Raw genomic sequence first — 25,804 nt, 5'->3', positions numbered from 1 at the left:
CTCCCACCGAACCAGTGGCCGCCGCTACCGTGGACGACATGAGCATCCCGAGCCTGAAACTGAACAACGGCGTCGACATCCCCGCGCTGGGCTTCGGCGTCTACCAGACCCCGCCGGACGAAACTCTCGCCGCAGTCGAGTCCGCGCTTTCGGTGGGTTATCGCCATATCGATACGGCTGCGGCCTACGGCAACGAGAAGGGCGTCGGCGAGGCGATCCGGCGATCCGGTCTCGATCGCGGTGAGATCTTCGTCGAAACGAAAGTCTGGATCACCGACTACGGATACGACGAGACCTTGCACGCCTTCGACAAGAGCGCAGGCAAACTCGGAGTCGAGCAACTTGACCTCCTCATCCTTCACCAGGCGTTGCCGAGCGAGTTCGAGCGCACCATCGACGCATACAGGGCGCTGGAAACACTTCTGACAGACGGCATGGTTCGTGCCATCGGAGTCAGTAACTTCATGCCGGATCACCTCACCCGACTATTGGACGCAACGTCCGTAGTGCCGGCGGTCAACCAGATCGAGGTCCATCCATACTTCAGGCAGTCGACCTTGCTCGAGGCCGACGCCGATCACGGCATTCTGTCTCAGGCATGGTCACCGATCGGCGGAATCACGTTCTATCGCGACGGCTCTCACGGCTCAACCCTCGAGGACGCCGCCATCGGCGCTATCGCTTCCTCTCACGGCAAGTCTCCCGCACAGGTGATGCTCCGCTGGCACCTCCAGCAGGGCCGCCAGGTGATCCCCAAGTCGGTGACTCCCTCGCGCATCGCGGAGAACTTCGACGTGTTCGACTTCGAACTCACCGCCGAAGAACTCTCCGCAATCGACGCACTCGACACCGGAGTTCGCGGCGGTCCCGAACCCGAGGTCATCACTCGCGAGAAGTTCGGAATCGAGATCCCCGAAGCGTGAAAAACCCAGCAGCTCGGGTGGTCTAGCTGGCGCTCCACCCTCCGTCGATGGTGTACGACGCCCCCGTCACCATCGACGCCTCGGTCGATGCCAACCAGCCCACCAGCGATGCCACCTCCGCAGGCTCGACCATCCGTTTGATTGCGCTCTCGGTGAGCATCACCTTTTCGACAACCTCGGATTCACTGATTCCGTGAACCTTTGCCTGGTCGGAGATCTGGGATCGCACCAGTGGCGTCAGGACGTAGCCCGGATTGACGCAGTTGCTGGTGACACCGTGTGGGGCGCCTTCGAGCGCAACAACTTTCGACAGTCCTTCGAGTCCGTGCTTAGCCGTGACGTATGCACTCTTGAATGCCGAAGCGCGGAGCCCGTGGACCGAGGAAATGTTCACGATGCGACCGAAACTGTTGCGGTACATGTACGGCAGGGCGGCCCGAGCGAGGAGGAATGGCGCTTCGACCATGAGGCGCTGAATCTTCCGGAAGTCCTCGACGTCGAAATCCTCGATAGGACTGACCCGTTGAATGCCGGCGTTGTTGACGAGTATGTCCGTCTCGAGTGACAGATCCACGAGTTGGTCGGTGTCGAGGAGATCGACGGCCCACGCCGTGCCGTCAATCTCGTCGGCCAGCGACTTCGCGGCGACGTCGTCGAGATCGGCGACGGTCACGTGCGCGCCGCGGGCGGCAAGGAGTCGAGCGCACGCCTCGCCGATCCCGCTGGCACCACCGGTGACCAGAGCAGACTTTCCGGTCAGCGTCATACAGACACACCGGCCCGCTCGTCGGCGAGAACACGGGCGTCAGCGGCGTCGACGGACTCGAGCGAGATTCCCTTGGTCTCCCGCGCGAAAATGACTGCAACGATGGTGACCAGGGATGCCAGCAGGAGATAGATCGCGATGGGGACCGAGGAGTCGAACTTGCTGAGCAATCCGGTCGCGATGATCGGAGCCAGTGAACCCGCCACGATGGACGTGACCTGATAACCCAGGGAGACACCGGAGTAGCGCATCCGAGTCGGGAACATCTCGGCCATGATCGCGGGTTGGCCGGCGTACATGAACGCGTGGAACACGAGCCCGATGATGATTGCCGACAAGATGACTGCATTGTGCCCGCTGTTCATCATCGGGAAGGCGAAGAATCCCCACGTTCCGGCGGTGACGGCGCCGATCATGTACACCGGGCGTCGACCGATCGTGTCGGACAGTTTGCCTACCAACGGAATCACTGCGAAGTGCACGGCATGTGCCATCAGCATCCACCAGAGGATGTGCGCCGTGTCCGCATGAACGACGACCTTGAGGTAAGTGATCGAGAAGGTCACCACGAGGTAGTACATGACGTTTTCGGCGAAACGCAGCCCCATCGCGGTCAACACTCCGCGCGGGTAACGCTTGACGACCTCGAAAACGCTGTACGAGGTTGCCTTGACCAGTTCTGCTTCCTTCTGCGCCGCAATGAAAATGGGAGCATCGGTGACCTTGGTCCGAACGTAGTACCCGACCAGAACGATCACCGCGGAGAGCCAGAAGGCAACGCGCCAGCCCCAACTCATGAAGGATTCGTCCGAGAGCGTCGACGTCAGGATCAACAGCACGACCGTCGCCACCAGGTTGCCCATCGGCACGCCGGCCTGAGGCCACGACGACCAGAATCCGCGCGATCGATTCGGGCTGTGCTCGGCGACCAGGAGTACCGCCCCACCCCATTCGCCGCCGACCGCGAATCCTTGGATGAAGCGCAGCGTGACCAGCATTGCCGGCGCCCAGTAGCCGATCTGACCGTAGGTAGGCAGGCAGCCCATCAAGAACGTTGCGGCGCCGACCAACAGCAAACTGAACTGCAGCAACTGCTTTCGGCCGAATTTGTCTCCGAAGTATCCGAAGACGATTCCGCCGAGTGGCCGGGCGGCGAATCCGACGGCGTAGGTGATGAAAGCCGCGATGATCGCATCCAGCTCGTTGCCGCCGCCGGGGAAGAAGACCTTGCTGAAGACCAGCGTGGCCGCCGTGCCGTACAGAAAGAACTCGTACCACTCGACCACGGTGCCCGCCATCGAGGCGCCGACCACCTTCTTCAGCCCCGATGGTGGGGCTTGGCTCTCGGGTTTCGGCATGTTGTCGACGCTCATCGTGGACTCCCTCGTCTTCAGTTCGCGATTCGCCTGCTCTTCACGATCAGGAATGTGACCGCTCGCACATTTTTTGTGACTCGATGAGTATCAGTGCAGATTGATGGCACGACAATGACAAATCTCGCACCATATAGGTGCAAAAATGCAGATATGACTCTCGGACCGAGCCCGGACGACCTACTGGTGCTTCTCGCGGTCGGTCGCACCGGTCGCTTCAACACCGCCGCCGACGACCTCGGCCTCAATCACACCACCATCTCGCGCCGCATTTCCTCGCTCGAGAAGTGTCTCGGCGGCCGTGTCCTGGTTCGCTCGTCCGGCGGCTGGGAGCTGACCGACCTGGGCAGACAAGCCCTCAGTGCGGCCGAGCGCATCGAGGCTGCGGTGAACGAACTGGCGCTCGACTCCACCGGTCAGCAGCAACTCGACGGCGTCGTGCGAGTCTCGGCGACCGACGGATTCAGCGCATACATCGCGGCGCCCGCCGGCGCCGCGGTTCGCAGACGCCATCCCCGCGTCAGCGTCGAGATTGTTGTCGCAACCAGAAAGGCGTCGCAGATACGCTCGGGCCTCGACATCGAGGTTGTGGTCGGCAAGCCTCAGGTTCACCGCGCCGAAGCAGTCCATCTGGCCGACTACGCGCTGGGTTTGTACGCCTCCCGAGAGTATCTACGTCAGAATGCTGTTCCCGAAAATGCCGAAGATCTGGCCGAACACTCGCTCGTGTATTTCATCGACTCGATGCTGCAGGTCGACGAACTCGATCTGGCTCGCAAGCTCACGGTTTCCATGCGCGAGGCCGTCACGTCCACCAACGTGTTCGTCCACATCGAGGCAACGCGCGCGGGTGCCGGCATCGGCCTTCTCCCCTGTTTCATGGCCGAGCAGCACGACGATTTGATTCGCGTTCTACCGGCTCACATCGAGGTGAGACTTTCCTATTGGTTGGTGGCCCGTTCGGAATCCTTGCGACGCCCGGAGGTCGCAGCGGTGGTGACAGCTCTTCGAGAGACGGTGGATCGCAAGCGATCTCAACTCCTCGGTTCTCCCGGGACGAACGAAGCGCTCAGTCCAGAGTCGAACGATGCTGGACGATGACCTTGCGCGCCAATTCGGCGATCTTGACGTTCATGTTTTGTGAGGTTCGCACCAGAATGTCGAAGGCCTCGTCGTCGGACACACGATGCAGTGCCATCAGCAGACCGACGGCCTGACCGATTTCGCGGCTGCTTGCCAGACCACGTCGCAGCGAGTCGGCATCCTCGCCTCGCGTCAGCGCAGTGACGGCCACGGATGCAAATGACGCCAACATGATCGCGTGGTCGGCAACGGTTTCGGTGAAAGCCCCCGGAGTGTCCGAGAAGAGGTTGAGGGCACCGAACTTCTGACGATCTACCATCAGCCGGAACCCCATCGACCCTCGAATGGGTGTCTCTGCCACGACTTTCCGAGCGAACTCGGGCCACTGATTCGGGGTGCGAAGGTCCGACTCGAGTTGCGGAGCCTCCGTATCGAGGGCGTCGATGCACGGCCCCTCACCGGTGGCACGCTCGAGATCGTCTGCATAATCGGCGATCTCGTCGCTCGCCGCTACGGTGACGTTGGTGTTTCCACGTCGCAGCATCAGACTTGCGTGGTCGCAACCGGGAATCAACTCGACAGCCGCCGAACAGATCGCGGAGTACACCTCGGCGCTGTCTGCCGCGGAGTAGAGGATCTCCGCCAACGCCGCGAACACTGCCTTGGGTTCTGTCAGTGCTTGGTCGCGCTCAGCCATCTCCATACACCTCGGGGTCTACCGTTCATCGAATTCTTCATCGAACGGTACAAACCTTACTTACTCGACCTGATGGGGTCGCCGCCGCTCGCCGATTCCCGCCCGTCCGTCCCCTGGAAAGCCTCCGTAGCTGCGCGGTGATGCAGCGCCGTGACCGTGGTGATCTGCTTGGACACCAGGTCGTTGAGTTCGCGATACTGCTCCTCGGTCTCCCCTGCCGGAATGTCTCGCAGGACCTCCCACATCGCACTCTTGCCGCACAGCGCGGTCCGCATGATCTCGAGCGTTGCCAACTTCACGAGGCGATTACGCCAGATGGCGTCGACATGGACGAGACGTCTGATCCGATTGACCGTCGCGTCGATCTTGGAGTACCGCGGCAGGGATATGCCCTGGGTGTCCTCGATAAGTTGCAGCAGCTGCTCGATCTCGTACTCGAGCTCGCCCGGCAACGAATCCAGCTCACCGTCGGCCCAGGCGCCGTACGAGTCCGAGAGTGACCGCGAGAGTTGCAGCCCCACCATCGCCCCGCACAGGTGAGTGACCAGATAGCCGGTAGCTATGTGTTCCTCAGCAGATCGCGACCGATTACCGAACATTGAGATCCTCCTGGGTGACGCTCGACCGGTCTGTGCTGACACGGGTGGTGATTCGCCATCCGCCTACCCGCGACAGACCGAGAACAAACGACAGGCGACTCAGACCCGATCCGGCACCACGACGACGGGCTCGAGGATCTCGGCCCGCGACTCCGGCGCTGCGGCGCGCAATGCGTCCGCCGACTCGTCGTCCGGCTGGGTCTGAGACTCGATTTCGGCTTCGACACGCGCTCGGTACGTGTCGACTTCGCGTTCGACGGTGGCGGCATCCCAACCGAGAATCGGGGCAACCAATCCGGCGACCTGCTGTGCGCAGTTGACACCACGATGCGGATATTCGATTGCGATACGCGTACGGCGGGCCAGAATGTCGTCGAGGTGCAGTGCCCCCTCGGCCGCGGCGGCGTACACAGCTTCGACCTGAAGGTAATCGGGCGCGTCCGTGATGGGCTGCAACAACTCCGGTGTCTGCCGGCCGAGTTCGAGGACCTCGGTGATGAGCGAACCGTAGCGGTCGAGCAGGTGCTTGACGCGATACGGATGCAAGCCGTACTGCTCGCCCAGTTGCACGGTCTGGTTGATCAACGCGAAGTATCCGTCGGCGCCGACGAGCGGTACCTTCTCCGTGATCGACGACGCAACCCGCGCCGGAATGTCTTCTGCTGCGACGTCGACGGCGTCTTCCGCCATGACCCGATACGTCGTGTACTTTCCGCCGGCGATGGCGACCAGACCTGGAGCCACACGGGCAACGGCGTGCTCGCGCGAGAGCTTCGACGTCTCGTCGCTTTCACCGGCAAGCAGCGGGCGCAGGCCGGCGTACACACCGTCGATGTCGGCGTGCGTCAACGGCGTGACCAGGACGGAGTTCACGTGGCCGAGGATGTAGTCGATATCTGCTTTGGTTGCCGCCGGATGTGCGAGATCCAGGTTCCAGTCGGTATCAGTGGTGCCGATGATCCAGTGACTGCCCCACGGAATGACGAACAGCACCGACTTCTCGGTACGCAGGATGATGGCGGCTTCACTGACGATGCGATCGCGCGGGACGACGATGTGTACGCCCTTCGACGCTCGCACCCGGAACCGTCCGCGCTGACGTGAGAGCGCTTGGATCTCGTCCGTCCAGACACCGGTCGCATTGATGACGACGTGACCCTTGACCTCGGCGGTACGGCCGTCTTCGCAGTCCCGAACACGAACTCCCGAGACCCGATCCGCTTCCCGCAGAAAGCCGACGACCTGCGTCGACGTTCGGACGACCGCGCCGTAGTGTGCAGCGGTCCGTGCGACGGTCATGGTGTGCCGAGCGTCGTCGACGACGGTGTCGTAGTACTGGATGCCACCGGTCAGCGAACTGCGCTTGAGGCTCGGCGACATGCGTAGCGCGCCCGCCCGCGTCAAGTGCTTCTGGGAGGGGACCGACTTTGCGCCGCCCATTCGGTCGTAGAGGAAGATTCCCGCCGCCATGTACGGGCGCTCCCACACTCGGTGAGCCAGAGGGAACAGGAACTTCAGCGGCTTGACCAGGTGCGGAGCGAGCGTGGTCAGCGAGAGTTCGCGCTCACGCAATGCTTCACGAACGAGGCCGAATTCGAGTTGCTCTAGATAGCGGAGACCGCCGTGGAACATCTTCGACGAGCGACTGGACGTGCCGGATGCGTAGTCACGGGCCTCGACCAACGCAACCTTGAGTCCGCGGGTGGCCGCATCGAGCGCAGCTCCGACACCGACAACACCGCCGCCGACAACGACGACGTCGAATTGCTCGGTCTGAAGCTGTTCCCAAGCAGCTTCACGCTGCTGCGGGCCGAGAAACTGCGCACCTTGCTGCTTACTCAACCCGGTCTCCTGTAAGTCGACGACGAATCCGTTTACAGGCTAGTAGCTTGATCCACATACTGCGACAGCGCACAGATAACTGCGAACGCGCCCGAACATAGGAGCACAGTGAATCAATACATCGCCGCCATCGACCAAGGCACGACGTCGAGCCGCTGCATGATCTTCGATCACGACGGCGCCGTGGTGAGCGTTGCGCAGAAAGAACACGAGCAGATTTTCCCGCGTGCCGGTTGGGTCGAGCACGACCCGGTTGCGCTGTGGATCAACACCCGGGAGGTGGTGGCCGGCGCTCTCGCGAAGGTCGACCTCACGCGGGCCGACATCGCGGCCGTCGGAATCACGAATCAGCGTGAGACGACCGTCGTTTGGGAGCGTTCGACGGGCAAGCCGATCTACAACGCGATCGTGTGGCAGGACACGCGCACGGATCAACTGTGTGTCGAACTGGGCGGCGACGAGGGTCCGGACAAGTACCGAGACAAGACCGGGCTGCCGCTCTCGACCTACTTCGCCGGGCCGAAGATCCGGTGGATTCTCGACAACGTGGACGGCGCGAGAGCCAAAGCGGAGGCCGGAGAATTGTGCTTCGGCACCGTCGACACGTGGATCGTATGGAACCTGACCGACGGTGTTCACGTGACAGATGTCACCAATGCGTCACGCACGATGCTGATGGATCTCGAGACCCTTCAGTGGGACGAATCGATCTGCGCGGACTTCGGAATCCCGATGTCGATGCTCCCTGAAATCCGTAGTTCGTCCGAGGTCTACGGCACCGGCCGTCCTCGCGGCAATCTCGCCGATGTGCCGGTCGCCGGAATCCTCGGTGACCAGCAGGCAGCCACATTCGGCCAGGCCTGCCTCTCCGAGGGTGAAGCCAAGAACACCTACGGCACCGGCAATTTCATGCTTCTCAACACCGGAACGAAGCCGGTGCACAGCAAGCACGGACTGCTGACGACCGTCTGCTACAAACTCGGCGAAGCCCCTGCCGTCTACGCACTCGAAGGTTCCGTCGCGGTGACCGGCTCCTTGGTCCAGTGGCTTCGGGACAATCTCGGAATCATTCAGAACGCCAAGGACATCGAGCCGCTCGCCGCGAGTGTCGACGACAACGGCGGCGCCTACTTCGTACCCGCGTTCTCCGGACTGTTCGCACCCCGGTGGCGACCGGATGCACGCGGCGTGATCGTCGGCCTGACGCGGTTCGTCAACAAGGGACACCTGGCTCGCGCGGCCCTCGAGGCGACGGCATACCAAACCCGTGAGGTCATCGACGCCATGCGTGCGGATTCGGGAGTCGAACTGTCCGCGCTGAAGGTCGACGGCGGCATGGTGGTCAACGAAACCCTGATGCAGTTCCAGTCGGACATCCTCGGAGTTCCCGTCATCCGCCCGGTGGTCAACGAAACGACAGCACTCGGCGCTGCGTATGCAGCGGGCCTCGCCATCGGTTACTGGGCCGACACCGAAGACATCCGCAACAACTGGGCCGTCGGCCAAACCTGGGAACCGGCGATGGACGAGTCCGAAAGGTCACGGCTGTACGCGGAGTGGAACAAGGCCGTCGAGCGGACGTACAACTGGTCCGAGTAATCACCCCGATCCTTCCATACCGGAAGAGCTGATCATGGTCGCCTATTGATACTCCTGAGGTATCAATAGGCGACCAAGTTGGTATTGGACGTGACCTACACCACTCTGCGAATCTCATTCAGGCGCGCCACGTTTCGGCGCCGCGAATGTTGCAGAGAAAGGTCGCCACGCATGAGTTCACCCACTCGCAGTTCCGAGGAGATCAACGCCAAGGCACGAAGAGCCGGTATCGCTTCATTCATCGGAACCACCATCGAGTGGTACGACTTCTATATCTACGGCACCGCGGCTGCCCTGGTATTCGGCGAGATCTTCTTCTCCGACACGCTGCCGAACGGAGTCGGCACGCTCCTCGCCTTCATCACCCTGTGGGCAGGGTTCCTCGCCAGGCCGATCGGCGGGATCATCTTCGGCCATCTCGGAGACCGGATCGGGCGCAAGAACACTCTGGTCATCACCTTGATGATGATGGGCGTCGCCACTGTCGGGATCGGACTCCTCCCCACCTACGCGCAGGTCGGCATGTGGGCCCCGATCGGTCTGGTCACCCTTCGCGTGATCCAAGGAATTGCGGTCGGTGGTGAGTGGGGTGGCGCGGTACTCATCGCCAGCGAGAACGCACCGAAGGGCAAGAGCATCCTCTACTCCGCGTTCGCTCAGCAGGGCTCCCCCGCGGGAAATCTGTTGGCAACCATCGCATTCTTCCTGCTGTCCTCGATGCCGACGCCGTCATTCCTTCTCTACGGCTGGCGAATCCCTTTTCTCGTTTCGGCAGGCCTGGTCATCCTCGGCATGATCATTCGCCTGAAACTCGAAGAGTCCGACGAGATGAAGGCCGTTCTCGCCCGCAAGAAGGTCGTCAAACTTCCGCTCGCCGAAGTATTGCGCAAGCATTGGGTGCTGGTTCTCCTCGGCGCCGGCGCACTCCCCCTCGCCCAGGTCACCTATTTCAAGAACACCTTCGCATTGTCCTGGGCTACAAAAGAACTCGGATACGACCGCGGCACATTCCTCGCCGCTATCGCGATCGCACTTGTCGTGCAGTTCATCGTCCAACCGTTCGGGGCCGTTCTGGTTTCCAAGATAGACATGCGGAAGGCCATGTGCCTGATGGTGATACCGGAGTTCGTTCTCATGCCCGCGATGTTCTTTGCCATCAGAACCGGGAACTTCACCATCGCAGTCGTTGCGATGTGTCTCGCTACGATCCCGCACTCGATGTTCTACGGCGCCATCGCCGGCGTTCTCGCTCGCGCCTTCCCTGCGAACATCCGTTACACGGGTCTGTCGACGGCGTATCAACTGTGTTCCCTTGTCGTCGGCGGCGGAACTCCGGTACTGGCGCAGTGGATGCTCAACACGTCAGGCAACATCGTCGGGGTCGCGATCGTGTCCGGACTGTACGCACTTGTCTCGCTGATCTGCACCCTTCTCCTGCTCCGACGTACCGGCTACAACGCAAGCGAACTCTCGACGGCCGAGCAAGCGGATTACGACGAGCTCGAACTCGAGAACGCTCTTGCCGATACTGCAAACTCGCCGACGTCCGAAGCGGGTGAAATTCCTACCGGTCGGGCAACCGTCTAAGCCAGGGACGGCAGCGCCTGCTCGGACAATTTCAACACTTCGAGAAGCGCAGGTCTGTCGTCTCCATCTCGCCAGGCGATACGCAGTTGAAGGGGAGGAGGTGGATCCATGACGGGAACAAAGACAACATCAGGGTTCACGATGCTTTGGGCCACCGACGAAATAGTCAACGAGCATCCGATTTCCGCGGACACCAGCGCGATCAACGACATCGAATCCGGTGCCGTCTGCACGATTCGAGCCAGGAACCCTGCGTTCTTCGACGCAGTGAGCAGAGACTCCCGCAGAATCGAACCCGGCTCTGCCGGAAGCGTCACCCAATTCTCGGACTCCAATTCGATCAACCGAACCGATTCCCTCGACGCCAACGGGTGGTCTTTCGACATGGCAACCAGAAAGTTCTCCTCGGCGATCAATCTCGACGTGATCCCGAGCGGCGGGACGGTCCACCGGACCATCCCGATGTCGAGGCGTCGATCGAGCAACATCAACAACGCCTCGTTCGCGAAAGCGGAACTGTCGAGCACGAATTCGATACCGGGATTCGTCTTTCTCACCAATTTCGCCCACCGCCCGACGAGTAGGTGCGACGAGGTTCCCGCGAAGCCCAGGCGAACGCGACCTGTCGTTCCCTGGCCTGCCGCGGATACCGCGATCTCGGCCATCCGGCACGCGTCCAGAATTTCGCGCGCCGGAAGCAGCAGTGCTTCACCGGCAGCAGTCAACCGCACAGTTCGAGTACTTCGATCGAACAACGGCGAACCGAGCTGTTTCTCGAATTGCCTGATCGTTCGACTCAGCGGCGGTTGCGCAATCCGAAGGCGCTGAGCCGCACGGCCGAAATGTAGCTCCTCAGCCACCGCGAGAAATGCGTTGATCTGATGAATTTCCACCCGACATTGTTGCGCCACACCGGCCGACCATGTCAAGTTTCCGAAACCGACCAAGTGCGCGAGAACGTAAGAAGAGGTACACACGTGGACAAGACGCTCTCGATGAAAGAGGCCATCGGTCGATACGTCGGCGACGGAATGACTGTTGCGTTGGAGGGCTTTTCGCATCTCATTCCATTTGCCGCGGCACACGAGATCATCCGGCAGGGCAGGAAGGACCTCACGCTGTGCCGGATGACGCCGGACATCGTTTCCGATCAACTCGTCGCCGCCGGCTGCGTCCGAAAGCTGGTCGCTTCGTTCTTCGCCAGCGGCTCCGCAGGTTCTCTGTACGAGTTACGCAGACGCATCGAGAACCAGGACCCGCTCCCCCTCGAAGTCGAGGAATACAGCCATTACGGCATGGTGTGCCGGTATCAGGCGGGAGCCGCCAGGCTTCCCTTCTTCCCGCTACGGTCGTACGCCGGTAGTGATCTACCCGCACTCAACCCACAACTGAGACTCGTCGAGGACCCGTACGGCGGCGGGAGCGTCTACGTTGTGCCGCCATTGAATCCGGATGTCACGATCATCGGCGCACAGCGAGCGGACACGTCCGGGAACGCGCAGATCTGGGGCATCGCCGGGGTGCAGCAAGAGGCCGTGTACGCCGCGAAGAAGGCAATCGTCGTTGTCGAAGAACTGGTCGACGACGAGGTCATCAGGTCAGACCCGAGCCGAACTCTGATTCCCTCGCATGCAGTCGACGCGGTTGTCGTCTGCCCGCGCGGCGCACACCCGTCGTACGCGCAGGGATACTACGACCGCGATTGCGGCTTCTACCGACGCTGGACCGAAATCTCCAAAGACCCTTCACGGCTGAGAAATTGGCTCGACGAATGGGTGTACGCACTCGACAGTCACGGCGAGTATCTCGCCAAACTCGGAGCCGACTACTGGTCGGATCTCGAGGTCGGACCAAAACTCTCCACACCAGTCGACTACGGGAGCAGACTATGACCACCACGATCGGGACCGGTAACACCACATCCACCGAAACGATCGTCGCCGTCGCGGCACGCGAATTGGCGGGTAAGCGCCGGGTCTTCGCCGGAGTTGGGCTACCCACGCTCGCAGTCGATCTCGCGCGGCACACGTCGAATCCGGACGTCGAGCTGATCTACGAATCCGGAGTGTGCGGTGCACATCCGTCGGCAATGGCCGAGGGTATCGCGGACTCCGTGGTTGTCTCCGGTGCCGAATCCGTGCTGAGCATGGCCGCGCTCTTCGGTTACGTCCTGCAAGGTGGCAACGTCGACGTCGGATTTCTCGGGGCCGCTCAAATCGATCGAACGGGCAGTCTGAACACAAGTTTCATCGGTGACTGGAAGAACCCGACGGTCAGACTGCCCGGAGCGGGCGGGGCCGTCGAGATCATCGCGAACGCCGCCGAGATCTTCGTCGTGATGCGTCGCCACGATCTCAGTTCCTTTCCGGCCGAGCTCGACTTCTGCACCTCACCCAGCCCCGCCCGCGCCCACGCCAGCGGTAAGGGCATCATGCCGGCAGGTGCAGGAGTGACCAAGGTATTCACCAACCTCGGCGTCCTGACACGCCAGGGCCCCGGCGGCGAATTGGAGTTGACCAGCGTCCACGAGGGAATCTCGGTCGATCAAGTCCGAGAGTCGACGGGATGGGACCTCGCCGTCGCCGAGCACGTCACCATCACCACCCCACCATCGAGCACGGAGATCGATCTGCTCCGCAACACTATCGACAAGGTCAGGCTGTACCTGCGGTAACACTCTTCCGGAGCCTGCCGACGGCATCGACCAGCACGGCTTCGGGATACGTCGCGAAACAAAGTCGAGCGCTTCGACCGAGGTCAGCTTCGACCGCGAAGGCCGAACCTGGGACAAATGCCACGCCGTGCTCGAGCGCGGCACCCAGGAGTTCGGTGGTGTCGACGTCGTCGACGAAATCCATCCAACAGAACATCCCGCCGCGGACCTCGGAAAAGCGTGCACGCCCACTCAATTCCGTCTCGGCGGCCGTGACCAACGCCTTCGCTCTGGCGCCGTAACCCTCCCGGAGCTTGTCGAGGTGCGTTTCGAACCATTCGACGTCGGAGAAGAGGTCTGCGGCGATCTGCTGGGTGAGCGAAGACCCGCACAGGTCAGCGCCTTGCTTGATCAGTTCGACCGCCTCGCAGACCTTTCGGTCGCCGTGCAGCCAGCCGACGCGCAGCGCCGGTGCCAACACTTTGGAAGCACTGGACAGCCGAATCACCCTGTCCGACAACGCCGCCAGCGGTGCGGGCGGTTTCTCGCCGAAGTACAGTTCGCCGTACGGGTCGTCCTCGAGAACCCAGAACCCGTATCGGTCCGCCAGCGCCGCCAAGTGCGCTCGCCGCTGCGCCGAAAGCACCGCGCCCCGCGGGTTGTGGAAATTGCTCACGGTGTGCACAACTTTGGGCCGAAGACCGGCGGCGAGTTTCGCCTCGAGCGCGTCGGTGTCCATTCCGTCCTCGTCCAACTGGACGGGAACGAGACGAGCCTGCGCCGTCCGAAAGACCTGCAGCGCACCGGTATATGCCGGTTCCTCCACGACCACAACGTCACCGGCGTCGAGGAGGACCTGCGCGAGCAGGCTCAGACCTTGCTGAGAACCGTGTGTGATCACAACTTCGGACACGTCGAGTGCCCGCCCGATCTTGGAGGATTCGCGCTCGGCGATCACCTCACGGAGGCGCCGCAGGCCTGACGTCTCGCCGTATTGAACGGACGAGGGGTCGCCGAGTGCGTCGTGGGCTGCCTTCGAGATTCGTTCCCGCGGAATGAAATCAGGATCGGGTAGTCCGCCGGCCAAACTGATGACGTCGGGTCGGGCAGTCAAGGTGAGCAGATCGCGAATTGCAGAACTACGGAGTCCGTCCATACGAGCGGACAGCGCGGCGTGTGTCATGTGAAGCTCCCAGGCACGCAGAATGAAGGTCAGAGGAAAACACCCTGAGCCGTCCTGGGTCAACGGGGCGGGAGAGCGCCGAGATACCGACCCTTGATTCGGTCGGTATCTCGACTATCTCACCAATACTTCAGTATGTGAAACAGACTTCTCACATTGTAAGAAGACTCTGGTCCGTTCTCAGTCCAGGTCGTCGTGACGCATGAGCTGACGAGCTGCCTCGGTGATCGATCCGGTCAGCGACGGGTACACCGAGAACGTCTGAGCCAGGTCGTTGACCGTCAGGTTGTTCTGCACGGCGATCGCGATCGGCAGGATGAGTTCCGAAGCGGTGGGCGCGACCACAACACCGCCGATGACCACGCCGGTAGCCGGGCGGCAGAAGATTTTCACGAAGCCGCGGCGCAAACCGGACATCTTGGCGCGCGGGTTGGTGTTGAGCGGCAACATGACGGTGCGAGCAGGCACCTCTCCGTTGTCGATCGCGGCCTGCGAAACACCCACCGTTGCAATTTCGGGGCGCGTGAAGACGGCCGATGCGACGGTCTTCAACTTGATCGGGCTGACGCCTTCACCGAGTGCGTGGTACATCGCGATACGTCCCTGCATCGCAGCCACCGACGCGAGCGGGAGCAGTCCGGTGCAGTCACCGGCGGCGTAGATACCGGAAACCGTGGTGCGCGAGACCCGGTCGACACGCAGGTATCCACCCTTGTCCAACTCGATGCCGACCCGCTCCAGGCCGAGACCGTTGGTGTTGGGGACGGAACCGACGGTCATCAAAGCGTGACTTCCTTCGACCGTGCGGCCGTCGGAGAGCTTGACGATGATGCCCTTCTCGGTGCGCTCGACGGCGTCTGCGCGGGCGTGCTTGACGAGGGTGACACCGCGCTCGGCGAGGGCGTCCTCGAGCACGAGCGCCGCATCGGCATCCTCGCCGGGCAGAACACGGTCACGACTGGACACGAGTGTGACCTTGACGCCCATCTCGGTGTAGGCGGAGACGAACTCGGCACCGGTGACACCGGAACCGACCACGACCAGGTGCTCGGGCAGCTCGTCCAAGTCGTAGAGCTGACGCCACGTCATGATTCGCTCACCGTCGGGCTCGGCTCCCGGGATGATGCGGGGGCTGGCGCCGGTGGCGATCAACACGACGTCTGCGTCGATGGTCTTCTGCTCGCCGCTTCCGAGCGTCGCGCGAACCTGGTGTGCTGCCATACCGAGGAGCGGATCGGTCAGTTCGGCGGTGCCGGAGAGAACCTCGACGCCAACCGTCTGCAACCGTGCGCGAATGTCCGAGGACTGGGACAACGCGAGACTCTTGACTCGGGAGTGGATCTTCGGCAGTGACACCGAAGCCTGCTCCGGATCCAGAGTGATGCCGAGGTCGGATGCACGACGCATGTCGGTGCGGATTCCGGTGGACGCGATGAACGTCTTCGACGGGACACAGTCGAACAGCACACACGCGCCGCCGACGCCGTCCGAATCGACCAGGGTGACCGTAGCCCCGTGCTGCGCGGCTACCAGTGCCGCCTCGTAGCCGGCGGGTCCGCCACCGATGATCACGATCCGGGTCATGTGTCCTCCAAGTCCTCGCGTGGCCGGCAGGGGTCTCCCGTCGACCAGTGTCACGCTATTCGAGCACCACGTGTCGCGCAGTGCTTGTACCAGATTACTTGCGTCCGGTGGTCCGCTTCGCCACACCCTCGGACCACGGTTTAGGCTTGCGCCCGTGTCGATTTATGCCGCCTACGGTTCCAACATGCATCCCGAGCAGATGTTGTTGCGCTGCCCACACTCGCCCATGTCCGGGACAGGGTGGCTGCGAGGCTGGCGCCTGACCTTCAGCGGCGAGGACCTCGGCTGGGAGGGGGCTCTCGCCACCGTGGTCGAAGACCCCGATTCCAGTGTTTTCGTGGTCCTCTACGACGTCCCGGAAGAGGACGAAGTGAGTCTGGACCGCTGGGAAGGTGCCGAACTCGGTCTGCACCGCAAGATCCGCGTGCGGGTCGACACCGCAGGCGATGCGGTGCTCGCTTGGCTCTACGTCATGGATGCGTACGAAGGCGGACTGCCGTCGGCCCGCTACATCGGCGTGATGGCCGACGCCGCCGAGATTGCCGGAGCGCCGGCCGAGTACGTGCGAGAGTTGCGGACGAGAAACAGCCGCAACGTGGGTCCGGGTAACGGTGTTACCGATTAGATAGCTGTCCTGCTCAAAGCAGCAGGAAATACGCGAGCACTGCCAGTGCTGCGAGTACCACCACAATCGTCAGGCCGATGAGCACACGCTTGGAACCGCGTGACTCCGATTCGCCTGCGACAACTGCAGTTTCCGGCTCGACTGTTGCCACCCCGGTTGCAGTTTCAGCCGCCACCTTCTCACGTCCGAGAGTGTCGAACACCTCCGTCACGTCGTGTGAAGGCGGCAAACCGATCGGAACGATCGTGTGCGACGTCGAGGTGAAACCGGCAGCCAGAATTGCGGCTCCCAGCGCGGCCGACTGCTCCGGTCCGGGCCCGAGTTCACATCTGACACCGAGCTTTTCGGCGATTCCGGCCGCTATGGACATCATGGCTGCTTTGTCTGTCGCCGGTTCTCCGTCACCGGTGACGACTACGGCGTCCAGGTTCTCCGGCATCCAACCGAACGCACCCAGTGCCGTCGCGAGGCGTGAACTCGGTGAACTCCCGTCGCCGGCGAAGCCGAATGCGCGGCCGGCGGCGACGCCCGAACGCACCAGCGTGACCGCTGCCCCGGTGTCGTCGACGTGATAGATGCCGATGAGCGTGCCGGCGAGTGCCGCGATTTCCGACTCGAACCACGCCGAGACCGCCTCGGCGTCCGAGACGAGAGTGACCCGCTCGAGGCCTGCATAGACCAGTGAATCCTGCATGAGGGCCGCTGTGGACGAGTCCCAGCGCGACGGGTAGGTCGCGACGATGTCGGGCGCTCCCCCACTTCGACCACCACGATCGGGCAGCGGCTCGCATTCCTGCAATAGGCAGCGAATCGACGTCGCCACCAAATCCTCGGCGCGGTAACGGGTATCGGCCGTTCCGGAGACGCCACTCGGGTCCCCCACACGGCCGACAAAACCTGACCATGATTCCGAGAATTCACGGCCGGCACCCAATTGCTCGGTACCGCCGAGCACGGTCGTTCCGTCCTTGCGTTGATTGAAAATCGTGTCCCTGACCAACACCACCGGATCGGCCGAACCCGGATCGTTGGACGCAACTACAGCCGTCGACACCAATGTGCCGATTCGCACTCCCACACCTATGGACATGCCCGTACCTTCACTCGAACGACACGAAAAACGGTACCCCCGACGGGAACCGGAACTATCCCAGAACCAGGCTCGTCAGAACCTTCACACCGACGCCGAGTGCACGCTCGTCGAGATCGAAAGTGGGTTGGTGGATGTCGAGCTGATCGCCTTCACCCGACCACACGCCGAGCCGCGCCATGGCACCCGGCACGGTTTCGAGGTACCACGAAAAGTCTTCGCCACCACCGGATTGCGGGGTGTCCGCCAAAGCATCTTGTCCGACGGTCGCGATGGCGTCCTCGAACATCCGAGTGGACACCTCGTCGTTGACGACCGGTGGCACTCCGCGACGATAGTTGAGTTGGTAGCGAACTCCGGTGGGCGCGAGCAGTCCGTGGACGATTTCTTCCACGAGCGGTTCGAGCAACTCCCACGTGTCGTGATCGCCGGTACGTACCGTGCCCGTCATCATGCCGGTCTGCGGAATCGCGTTGGGCGCCTGACCTGCACTGACCGCACCCCACACCATCACGGTGCCGGTACGCGGATCGATACGACGGCTGAGCATTCCCGGCAGCCCGGTCACGACTGTGCCGAGTGCGTAGATGAGGTCCGTGGTCAGGTGCGGCCTCGACGTGTGCCCACCCGGAGAGTCGAGAACGACCTCGATCGTGTCTGCAGCAGAGGTGATCGCGCCCAGACGCATTCCGACCTGGCCTGCCTCGAGTCGCGGATCGCAGTGCAGAGCAAAGATTCTGGACACACCATCGAGCGCGCCGGCAGCGATGACGTCGAGTGCACCACCAGGCATGACTTCCTCGGCGGGCTGGAAGATCAGCCGAACCCCGACGGGAAGTTCGGGCAGCGTGGCCAGAGCCAATCCGGCGCCGAGCAGGATGGTGGTGTGGGCGTCGTGCCCGCATGCATGAGACACACCGGGGACCGTGGACGAGTACGTCGCCCCGGTCGCCTCCTGCATCGGCAAAGCGTCCATGTCGGCGCGAAGTGCGATTCGCGGCCCCTCAGGTCCGATGTCGCACGTGAGCCCGGTGCCACCGGGAAGGATCTTCGGCGACAGCCCAGCGGCGGTGAGGCGGGTCGCGACGAATTCGGTGGTCGCGTATTCGCGGCGAGCCAACTCCGGGTTGGCATGGATGTGTCGACGCCACGCGACGAGGTCGTCGGTGTGCGCGTGAATCCACGTGTCGATTGCCGCGTTCACCGGCGATCTACCCCTTCCAACAGACGGGTGCGTTGTTCTGGATCGGACGCTACCCGGACAGCAGTGCGGGCCAACGCAATTGCACCGTCGACTACCGCTCGATCTGCGGAGGTGGTGATACACGCGGCCGCGAACTCCGGCTGATGTGTCACTGCCCCCGATGAATCCAAGCCTATGACCGGGTGAATTCCCGGAATCACATTGGTCACATTACCCATATCCGTACTACCCAGTGGACGGGAGCGCTCCCATTCCGCTGCCAGTGGCACCCGCCCGAGGTCGACGATCTGTTCACGGTACGCCGCCGCCAGCCACGGATCGGGGGTCAACTCGGTGTAAGTGGGCGATACCGTGCGGATTTCGTGGGTGCATCCGGTGCCGAGTGCGCCCGAGGCGAAGCAGGCGTCGGCACGCTCGGACAGATTGGCCAACGACGCGGCCGTCTCGGCACGCAGGTAGTACAGCAGTTCTGACCGAGCCGGAACGATGTTGGGAGCAGTGCCGCCATCACTGACGATGCCGTGAATCTGTTGCCCTGGCTGGAGGTGCTGGCGCAACAGTCCGACCGCCACCTGCGCGAGCGTCGCGGCATCGGCGGCATTACGACCGAATTCCGGCGCAGCAGAGGCGTGCGCTTCGCGACCGTGATAGCTGACGGCGATGTCCGCCAGGGCCAGCGAGGTGGCACCGATGATGTCGATCGGTCCTGGATGAACCATCATGGCCGCGCCGACGCCGTCGAATGCACCACGCTCGAGCATCAGAACTTTGCCGCCACCGGTTTCCTCCGCGGGAGTACCGATCACTCGGACGGTGATCCCCAGTTCGTCGGCCACGGTAGCCAACGCGATGCCGGCCCCGACCGCGGCGGCGGCAATGATGTTGTGCCCACAGGCATGACCGATCTCGGGCAGCGCGTCGTACTCGGCGCAGATCGCGATGACCAACTCTCCGCTGCCGTAGGTGGCATCGAATGCCGTCGGCAGATCGACGATCCCGTGAGTGACCGCGAAACCGTGCTGCGCCAGCAGGTCCGACACTTTGGCAGCGCTGCGGAACTCCTCGAAGGCAAGTTCCGGATCGCTGTGAATCGAATGCGACAGCGCAATCAGATCGGCCTCTACGGACCTGACTGCGCTGTCGACATTCTGGTTCACGCGATCATTGTCTCACCCGAAGGAGAAGTTGCTCTTGTCAGTCACCTGAGCGAGGTCCGCAAGAGCATCGCGGTGGATGCCTGCCTTGATTCCCGCCAAGTTCTTGCCGTGAGTCGACGTCAGTGCCGACGCCTTGGTCACTGCTGCGGCGAGTACTCCGTCGCCGTCGACCGTTTCCTGCACGATGCCGGCAGCAAGCGCGTCGGCGCCGCCGAATCGACGCCCCGTCGTCATCGCGTCGACTGCCGTCTGCTTGGGCAGACGACTGTTCAACAGTGCTGACATGCCGACAGTGAACGGCATGTTCAGTCCGACCTCGGGGAGGCAGTAGAAGCCGCGGTCCGCGCGCATGATCTGGAAATCGTGTGAGGACGCGAGCATGGCGCCGGCGCCGAACGCGTGCCCCTGCACGGCCGCGACCGTGGCCATCGGGAAGGTCAACAAACGGCTGTAGATGGTGTGGACCTTGTCCAGGTAGCCGGGCAGACCGTCGAGATTGCCGAAGATCCACGTCGTGTCCAGGCCGTTCGTGTAGAACTTGCCCGTCGCGGTGGTCACCAGGGCTGCGGGCCCCTCGTGCGCTTCGACCTCGTCCAACTTGCTGTGAACAGCGTCGATCCACTCAGGGCCGAAGCGGTTCTCGTTGTCCGTTTCGCCCTCGTTGCCGAGGTACAGGATGAATACGTCGCCGTCGCGTTCGAGATAAGGCATGGATGGGAGAGTAACGCCCGCCAACTCACCCGGCGAACCGACCCGACTCCTCAGTAGGGTTGCTCACATGGGAACGATCGCCGAGGCCGCCGCCGCTGCTCTGTCCGCCATGACTGGCTCTTCGTCACCGTCAGTCGCCATCGTGCTCGGGTCGGGGTGGACCGATGCCGCAGACGTGTTCGGCGACGCCGGTGCGGACGTGACAGCCGAAGTCTCGATGGCGGATCTTCCTGGCTTCGCCCCACCGTCCGCGCTCGGTCACGCGGGCACCATTCGTTCGGTGCGCGTCGGAAACACCGAAGTTCTGCTGCTGCTCGGGCGCGCGCACGCATACGAGGGCCACGATCTCGGTACCGTCGTCCACCCGGTCCGGACAGCCATTGCTGCCGGCGCCGACACGGTCATCCTCACCAATGCGGCCGGCGGTATCCGCGAGGACTACGCAGTGGGGCAACCGGTGCTGATCAGTGACCACCTGAACCTGACGGCCCGCTCTCCCCTCGTCGGCGCAGAGTTCGTCGACCTGGTCGACGCATACTCGCCGGAACTGCGTGCGCTGGCTCGCTCGATCGACCCGGACCTTGCCGAGGGTGTTTACGCCGGGCTTCCCGGTCCTCACTACGAGACTCCGGCCGAGATTCGAATGCTTCGTACACTCGGCGCCGATCTGGTCGGCATGTCGACGGTTCACGAGACCATCGCGGCTCGCGCGCTCGGCGCCCGCGTTCTCGGCATCTCCATGGTCACCAATCTGGCCGCCGGAATCACGGGCGCCCCGCTCGACCATCAGGAAGTGCTGGCGGCAGGCAAAGCATCGGCGGCCCGGATGGGAGTGCTGCTGCGTCAACTGGTCGAGCAGCTGTGACACCACTGAACGTCACCGAGTGGATCGACGCCGATCCGGACCCAGTTACCCGCGCAGAATTAGCAGCCCTTCCCGAACATGAACTGACCGAACGCTTTTCCGCACCATTGACGTTCGGCACTGCTGGGCTTCGCGGGCCGGTGCGCGGCGGACCCAACGGCATGAACCTCGCGGTCGTCATCCGGACCACGGCCGGTCTGGCGGCCTGGCTGACAGCTCGCTGCCAGGGCGGGTCCCGCGTTGTGGTCGGCCGCGACGCCCGGCTCGGTTCAGAGGCATTTGCTCTCGCGGCCGCCGAGGTCATGGCAGCGGCCGGGTTCGAGGTGACCCTGCTCCCCCGCCCACTGCCGACACCGCTGGTGGCGTTCGCGGTGCGCAGGCTCGGGGCAGCGACAGGTATCCAGATCACTGCCTCCCACAATCCTGCCGCCGACAACGGTTACAAGGTGTATCTCTCGGGCGGAGCGCAACTCGTCTCCCCCGCCGATCGTGAAATCGAGAGCGAGATCGCCCGCATCGGTAGTGCCGCCGACGTCGCGCGAGCATCGGTGATTCCGGCCGACGATTCTCTGGTCGAGGAGTACATCGCCCGCATCGCGACCCTCCCGCACGGCGACGCCCGCTCGATCCGGATTGCGCTCACGGCAATGCACGGCGTCGGCGGCGAGACTGCGACAGCGGCTCTGCGAGCAGCAGGATTCGACGACCTGCACGTCGTGGCGGAGCAGTTCGATCCCGACCCCACGTTTCCGACCGTCGAGTTCCCCAATCCCGAAGAGCCCGGTGCCGCAGACCGCCTGCTCGCCCTTGCCCGAAGTGTCGACGCGGATCTGGCGATCGCACTCGACCCGGATGCCGACCGCTGCGCCGTCGGAGTTCGCGACGGTGATCAGTGGCGCATGTTGCGCGGCGACGAAACCGGGGTGCTCTTGGCCGACCACGTACTGCACACGGCGCCCGAAGATTCGTTGGTGGCGACGACGATCGTCTCCTCGACTCTGCTCTCGAAGTTGGCGAAAGCTCGCGGAGCCAGGTTTGCGCAGACACTCACCGGATTCAAGTGGCTCACGCGCGCCGGCGACGGACTCGTCTACGCCTACGAGGAAGCGATCGGGCACTGCGTCGATCCGGATGTGGTGCGGGACAAGGACGGAATCTCAGCTGCCGTCCTTGTGGCCGACTTGGCTGCCACCCTCGCGGGCAGCAACAGAACCCTGTTGGACGTTCTAGGCGACTATGCCGTCGAATTCGGACTGCATCGCGGGGACCAAGTATCCCGCCGCGTCGAGGATTTGAGCGACATCGCCGAAATGATGAAACGACTACGCGCCGATCCTCCTGGCCAACTCGCGGGTGAGCCGGTCACGACCGAGGACTTGTCCCTGGTTCGCGGTGGTATGCGCACCGACGCAGTGATATTCGACGGGCCGTCGATCCGCGTGGTTGTTCGACCGTCCGGAACCGAGCCCAAGCTCAAGTGTTATCTCGAAGTTGTCGTCCCGGTGGCGAACCGCGACGACCTCGCGAAGGCACTAGAGCAGGCGAAGACCCGGCTGGCGGAACTCCGAACCTTCGCCCTTTCGCTCTAGCGGGGTCCGAACTGCCGATCGCCGGCGTCACCGAGACCGGGGACGATGAAAGCGTTCTCGTCGAGTCCGTCGTCGATGCTCGCGATGACCAGACGAACCGGGTGGCCGGACGCTGCCAGCGCGTCGACGCCGGCCGGAGCGGCCACGACGCACACTGCCGTGACATCCGTCGCGCCACGCGCAACCAGCAAGTCGATGGTGTGCACCATCGAGCCACCGGTGGCGAGCATCGGATCGAGCACGAACACCGGGATACCGGACAGATCCGCAGGCAGGGATTCGAGGTACGGAACCGGCTGATGAGTCTCTTCGTCACGTGCCATTCCGACAAAGCCGACGCCGGCCGACGGAATCAGCGCACTCGCCTGTTCGACCATGCCCAGACCGGCCCGCAGCACGGGTACCAACAACGGCGGCTTCGCGAGCCGGATGCCCGTCGTCGCTGCTACCGGGGTGTCGACCGGAAACTCCTCGACCTCCGCGTCACGCATGGCCTCGTAGACCAGCATGTGCGTGAGCCTGCGAAGTGCGGAACGAAAAGTTGCGTTCTCACTGCGTGCATCACGCATTGTCGTCAAGAGGGCCGCCGCGAGCGGATGGTCGACTACGTGCGTTTGCATGACCATCAGAATAGTTCCTCGGGAACCGGAGCACCCCGCGCGGCGTCCAAGAAGGAGTAAGCGCAACGGGGGGAAGACAAGTTGACAAATCTGGATCTGGACACTGAAAGCATCGCGGAGTTCGCCACGCGGTTGGGCACTGTTGCCGACAACGTCGCGCAAGCTCGACAGGACGCGGCGGGTGGCGATCACTTGGCTCTGTCCGCTGTGCTGGGGCTGATCGGCGGCGACTTCGTCGATGTCGCGAGCCGAGCACAGCAAGCGCACATCGACGACATCGATCGACTGTCCGCTGTGATCTCCAGCGTCCAGTCAGCCACCCGCGACGCTCACGCCATCTATCTCGACTCCGAGGAATCGGTACGAACGACTCTCGCTGAAGCCGCACGCTCATGATCGACGTCGACGCACTCGCACGACCGATCATCGATCTGGTCGACATTGTCGGGACTGGCGTCCCCAGCGCAAGTGGACCCGACGTCGGCATCCGAATCGCTACGGACGCCCTCGAGATCGCATACCAATTGGGAAGCGCTGCTCTGAGCGAATTGGCGTCCTCTCAGAGCTCGTCCACGGCACTCACCGCTGCGGTGACCAAAACCGAGCAGACGCAGACGTCGACGCGAAACCTCGCCGATCGTGGGACCGACATCGCCGGCGTCGTGGACGAAGCAACAACGTCCGTGTACGCGGGAATGACCGAACTCGGTGAGATTCTCCAGTCGTTTCTGACACTCGCGATCAAGGCCGGGCCGACGCTCATGACACCGACGGGCCAATTGATGTTGTTGTCGGCCGCGTTGGAGCACCTCGGACGCGCGGTATCGGTTATCGAGCGGGTACGCGGTGAGCTGGCGGGGTCGACCGACAAGATGTCCGCACTCGTTCCGTCCGTCCCGATACCCGATCCCGCACCTGGAGTCTCCGGTTCGGTGGGTGGTTCCGGTTCCGTCGGTGGTTCCGGTTCCGTCGGTGGTTCTGGTTCCGTCGGTGGAGTAGAGGTCGAACTTCCCGACGGCTCGATTGCCACCGCACCGAACGCCGAGGCCGCTGCTGCCGTACGCAACGCGCTTACTCAACAGGGTGTCCCGTACGCCTGGGGAGGCACGACACCCGGAGTCGGTCTGGACTGCAGTGGTCTGACGCAATGGGCGTACGGCCAGGCCGGAGTCGATATTCCGAGGTTGGCTCAGGAACAGGGAATCGGGAACCAGGTCGATCAGAACAATCTGATGCCGGGCGACCTCGCGGTCTGGGACGGCCACGTCGCGATGGTGATCGGCAGCGGCCAGATGATCGAAGCCGGCGACCCAGTCGAAATCAGCGCCATCCGAACCACGAACAGCGGCATGGGCTTTCACGGTTTCTACCGTCCGACAGAATGACAGGAAACATGAACGAGAACATGCGGGAATCACCGCCGATCATCACAGCCGTCGCCGTCAACCGCGCCGAAACCATCGCGGTCCGCGCCACGGAACACGCCATTCCCGTGGACCTGCGGATCAGCCAGGAGGAACTGCGGTACGGCGGGGAACGGTTGGCGCAACAGATACTCACGCTGTGCTCGAAAGCAGCAATCGAGGCCGGCGCCCGCCATCGTGTGGAGCTCGAAGAGACCGGAGTCCCGGCAGCGATCCTCGATCGGCTCGGTCTCGCGACCCGAGACGAACTGGCCGATGTCGACGCCGCCGAGGGCCAGAACCTTCCGTCGAGCTGGATGCGTTCGATATGAGCGAGATTGATCGAATCATGGAGCTGGCGAAACACCGGACCGGACTCTTGGAGGACGCCGTCGACGGGGTCGGCGCTCTGCGGGCAGTCGTCTCGAGCGAGGGTGGGATAGTCACGGCGACTGTCGACGGGCTGGGCGCTCTGGTCGACCTACGGATTACCGACTCAATCACCGCGATGAATTCTCGCTCTGTGGCTGCATTGACGGTGGCAACAATTCACCAGGCAGTTCGACAGTCCAACGACGAACGAGAGCGACTGGTCAGTGAGCTCCGAGTGGCACTGAAACAAACGTGACGAACCCCCGCTATGCCTTTCGC

General features: G+C 63.0%; 26 protein-coding genes. 13 read left to right on the top strand and 13 right to left on the bottom strand.

The features are described 5' to 3' along the window. The first annotated feature begins 38 nt into the window (after positions 1-38). Positions 39-923 carry an aldo/keto reductase gene (locus tag GJB56_RS03265; RefSeq protein ID WP_113683107.1) on the top strand — a complete coding sequence of 295 codons (885 nt, stop codon included), beginning with the start codon at positions 39-41 and terminating at the stop codon, positions 921-923. Positions 924-945: 22 nt separating this feature from the next. Here the strand turns inward: GJB56_RS03265 and GJB56_RS03260 are convergent, their stop codons facing one another. Both GJB56_RS03260 and GJB56_RS03255 read right to left on the bottom strand, forming a co-directional pair. After that, positions 946-1,689: a 3-hydroxybutyrate dehydrogenase gene (locus tag GJB56_RS03260; RefSeq protein WP_029255017.1), complete on the bottom strand. Its 744-nt coding sequence runs from the start codon at positions 1,687-1,689 to the stop codon at positions 946-948. Further along, positions 1,686-3,062, bottom strand: a complete 1,377-nt coding sequence (locus GJB56_RS03255) for an MFS transporter (protein WP_020969173.1) — start codon at positions 3,060-3,062, stop codon at positions 1,686-1,688. Before GJB56_RS03255 ends, GJB56_RS03260 begins: the two co-directional genes overlap by 4 nt. 153 nt (positions 3,063-3,215) lie before the next feature. Here GJB56_RS03255 and GJB56_RS03250 point away from each other — a divergent pair, with 153 nt between their 5' ends. Next, complete coding sequence (locus GJB56_RS03250) at positions 3,216-4,163, top strand: LysR family transcriptional regulator (RefSeq protein ID WP_113683027.1); 948 nt, start codon at positions 3,216-3,218, stop codon at positions 4,161-4,163. On the opposite strand, the gene GJB56_RS03245 is transcribed toward GJB56_RS03250, so the two are convergent. The 3 genes from GJB56_RS03245 to GJB56_RS03235 form a co-directional block, all read right to left on the bottom strand. Continuing rightward, a complete protein-coding gene (locus tag GJB56_RS03245) occupies positions 4,132-4,848 on the bottom strand; it encodes a GAF and ANTAR domain-containing protein (RefSeq protein WP_019747714.1) in 717 nt (238 codons plus the stop codon). The genes GJB56_RS03250 and GJB56_RS03245 overlap by 32 nt on opposite strands. 50 nt (positions 4,849-4,898) lie before the next feature. Further along, positions 4,899-5,441 carry a hypothetical protein gene (locus tag GJB56_RS03240; protein WP_041814839.1) on the bottom strand — a complete coding sequence of 181 codons (543 nt, stop codon included), beginning with the start codon at positions 5,439-5,441 and terminating at the stop codon, positions 4,899-4,901. Positions 5,442-5,540: 99 nt separating this feature from the next. Further along, a complete protein-coding gene (locus GJB56_RS03235; protein WP_047890264.1) occupies positions 5,541-7,283 on the bottom strand; it encodes a glycerol-3-phosphate dehydrogenase/oxidase in 1,743 nt (580 codons plus the stop codon). Positions 7,284-7,391: 108 nt separating this feature from the next. Here GJB56_RS03235 and glpK point away from each other — a divergent pair, with 108 nt between their 5' ends. Both glpK and GJB56_RS03225 read left to right on the top strand, forming a co-directional pair. Beyond that, positions 7,392-8,882 carry a glycerol kinase GlpK gene (glpK, locus tag GJB56_RS03230; RefSeq protein ID WP_113683028.1) on the top strand — a complete coding sequence of 497 codons (1,491 nt, stop codon included), beginning with the start codon at positions 7,392-7,394 and terminating at the stop codon, positions 8,880-8,882. Positions 8,883-9,053: 171 nt separating this feature from the next. Then, complete coding sequence (locus GJB56_RS03225; RefSeq protein ID WP_080909723.1) at positions 9,054-10,469, top strand: MFS transporter; 1,416 nt, start codon at positions 9,054-9,056, stop codon at positions 10,467-10,469. Here the strand turns inward: GJB56_RS03225 and GJB56_RS03220 are convergent. Further along, entirely contained in the window at positions 10,466-11,362 is an 897-nt protein-coding gene (locus GJB56_RS03220; protein ID WP_020907047.1) for a LysR substrate-binding domain-containing protein, read from the bottom strand. The two genes, GJB56_RS03225 and GJB56_RS03220, sit on opposite strands and share 4 nt — an antisense overlap. A gap of 84 nt (positions 11,363-11,446) precedes the next feature. Between GJB56_RS03220 and GJB56_RS03215 the strand changes: the two genes are divergently transcribed. Both GJB56_RS03215 and GJB56_RS03210 read left to right on the top strand, forming a co-directional pair. Beyond that, entirely contained in the window at positions 11,447-12,361 is a 915-nt protein-coding gene (locus tag GJB56_RS03215) for a CoA transferase subunit A (RefSeq protein WP_020907046.1), read from the top strand. Then, complete coding sequence (locus tag GJB56_RS03210; protein ID WP_113683029.1) at positions 12,358-13,143, top strand: CoA-transferase subunit beta; 786 nt, start codon at positions 12,358-12,360, stop codon at positions 13,141-13,143. The genes GJB56_RS03215 and GJB56_RS03210 overlap by 4 nt, the downstream gene beginning before the upstream one ends. On the opposite strand, the gene GJB56_RS03205 is transcribed toward GJB56_RS03210, so the two are convergent. Continuing rightward, the gene (locus GJB56_RS03205; protein ID WP_019747706.1) at positions 13,124-14,305 is read right to left on the bottom strand and encodes an aminotransferase-like domain-containing protein; all 1,182 of its coding nucleotides are present in this window, start codon (positions 14,303-14,305) and stop codon (positions 13,124-13,126) included. The genes GJB56_RS03210 and GJB56_RS03205 overlap by 20 nt on opposite strands. A 180-nt stretch (positions 14,306-14,485) precedes the next feature. Next, the gene (locus GJB56_RS03200) at positions 14,486-15,889 is read right to left on the bottom strand and encodes an NAD(P)H-quinone dehydrogenase (RefSeq protein WP_020969166.1); all 1,404 of its coding nucleotides are present in this window, start codon (positions 15,887-15,889) and stop codon (positions 14,486-14,488) included. Between the two features lie 154 nt (positions 15,890-16,043). Between GJB56_RS03200 and GJB56_RS03195 the strand changes: the two genes are divergently transcribed. Further along, on the top strand, positions 16,044-16,514 hold the full coding sequence (locus tag GJB56_RS03195) for a gamma-glutamylcyclotransferase (RefSeq protein WP_003940753.1): 471 nt from the start codon (positions 16,044-16,046) through the stop codon (positions 16,512-16,514). A 13-nt stretch (positions 16,515-16,527) separates the two neighbouring features. Here GJB56_RS03195 and GJB56_RS03190 read toward each other — a convergent pair whose 3' ends face one another. The 4 genes from GJB56_RS03190 to GJB56_RS03175 are packed head-to-tail and all read right to left on the bottom strand — an operon-like array spanning position 16,528 to position 20,676. Continuing rightward, entirely contained in the window at positions 16,528-17,604 is a 1,077-nt protein-coding gene (locus GJB56_RS03190) for a hypothetical protein (RefSeq protein WP_195849579.1), read from the bottom strand. Between the two features lie 55 nt (positions 17,605-17,659). Next, positions 17,660-18,808 (bottom strand): M20 family metallopeptidase, encoded by a 1,149-nt coding sequence (locus GJB56_RS03185; RefSeq protein ID WP_003940741.1) that lies wholly within the window; start codon positions 18,806-18,808, stop codon positions 17,660-17,662. Continuing rightward, positions 18,805-19,965, bottom strand: coding sequence for a M20 family metallopeptidase (locus GJB56_RS03180; RefSeq protein ID WP_020969164.1), 1,161 nt, complete (start codon positions 19,963-19,965; stop codon positions 18,805-18,807). Before GJB56_RS03180 ends, GJB56_RS03185 begins: the two co-directional genes overlap by 4 nt. A 12-nt stretch (positions 19,966-19,977) precedes the next feature. Further along, on the bottom strand, positions 19,978-20,676 hold the full coding sequence (locus GJB56_RS03175) for an enoyl-CoA hydratase-related protein (RefSeq protein WP_019747702.1): 699 nt from the start codon (positions 20,674-20,676) through the stop codon (positions 19,978-19,980). 67 nt (positions 20,677-20,743) lie between these two features. On the opposite strand from GJB56_RS03175, the gene GJB56_RS03170 reads away from it, so the two are divergent. Further along, the gene (locus tag GJB56_RS03170) at positions 20,744-21,541 is read left to right on the top strand and encodes a purine-nucleoside phosphorylase (protein ID WP_007727315.1); all 798 of its coding nucleotides are present in this window, start codon (positions 20,744-20,746) and stop codon (positions 21,539-21,541) included. After that, positions 21,538-23,130 (top strand): phospho-sugar mutase, encoded by a 1,593-nt coding sequence (locus GJB56_RS03165; RefSeq protein ID WP_113683030.1) that lies wholly within the window; start codon positions 21,538-21,540, stop codon positions 23,128-23,130. Before GJB56_RS03170 ends, GJB56_RS03165 begins: the two co-directional genes overlap by 4 nt. Here the strand turns inward: GJB56_RS03165 and upp are convergent. Beyond that, complete coding sequence (gene upp, locus GJB56_RS03160) at positions 23,127-23,750, bottom strand: uracil phosphoribosyltransferase (protein ID WP_007727319.1); 624 nt, start codon at positions 23,748-23,750, stop codon at positions 23,127-23,129. The two genes, GJB56_RS03165 and upp, sit on opposite strands and share 4 nt — an antisense overlap. A gap of 81 nt (positions 23,751-23,831) precedes the next feature. On the opposite strand from upp, the gene GJB56_RS03155 reads away from it, so the two are divergent. Genes GJB56_RS03155 through GJB56_RS03140 form a run of 4 tightly spaced genes read left to right on the top strand, consistent with a single transcriptional unit; the run spans position 23,832 to position 25,781 of the window. Then, positions 23,832-24,146: a type VII secretion target gene (locus tag GJB56_RS03155; protein WP_021332526.1), complete on the top strand. Its 315-nt coding sequence runs from the start codon at positions 23,832-23,834 to the stop codon at positions 24,144-24,146. Then, positions 24,143-25,135: a C40 family peptidase gene (locus GJB56_RS03150; protein WP_113683031.1), complete on the top strand. Its 993-nt coding sequence runs from the start codon at positions 24,143-24,145 to the stop codon at positions 25,133-25,135. The genes GJB56_RS03155 and GJB56_RS03150 overlap by 4 nt, the downstream gene beginning before the upstream one ends. A gap of 8 nt (positions 25,136-25,143) precedes the next feature. Then, a complete protein-coding gene (locus GJB56_RS03145; protein WP_024487457.1) occupies positions 25,144-25,485 on the top strand; it encodes a hypothetical protein in 342 nt (113 codons plus the stop codon). Then, on the top strand, positions 25,482-25,781 hold the full coding sequence (locus GJB56_RS03140) for a YbaB/EbfC family nucleoid-associated protein (protein WP_113683032.1): 300 nt from the start codon (positions 25,482-25,484) through the stop codon (positions 25,779-25,781). Before GJB56_RS03145 ends, GJB56_RS03140 begins: the two co-directional genes overlap by 4 nt. The last annotated feature ends 23 nt before the right edge of the window (positions 25,782-25,804 follow it).

This window comes from Rhodococcus sp. AQ5-07 (genome assembly GCF_009707305.1).
GTDB lineage: Bacteria > Actinomycetota > Actinomycetes > Mycobacteriales > Mycobacteriaceae > Rhodococcus_F > Rhodococcus_F erythropolis.
This window is presented reverse-complemented; position numbering and strand designations above follow the sequence as displayed.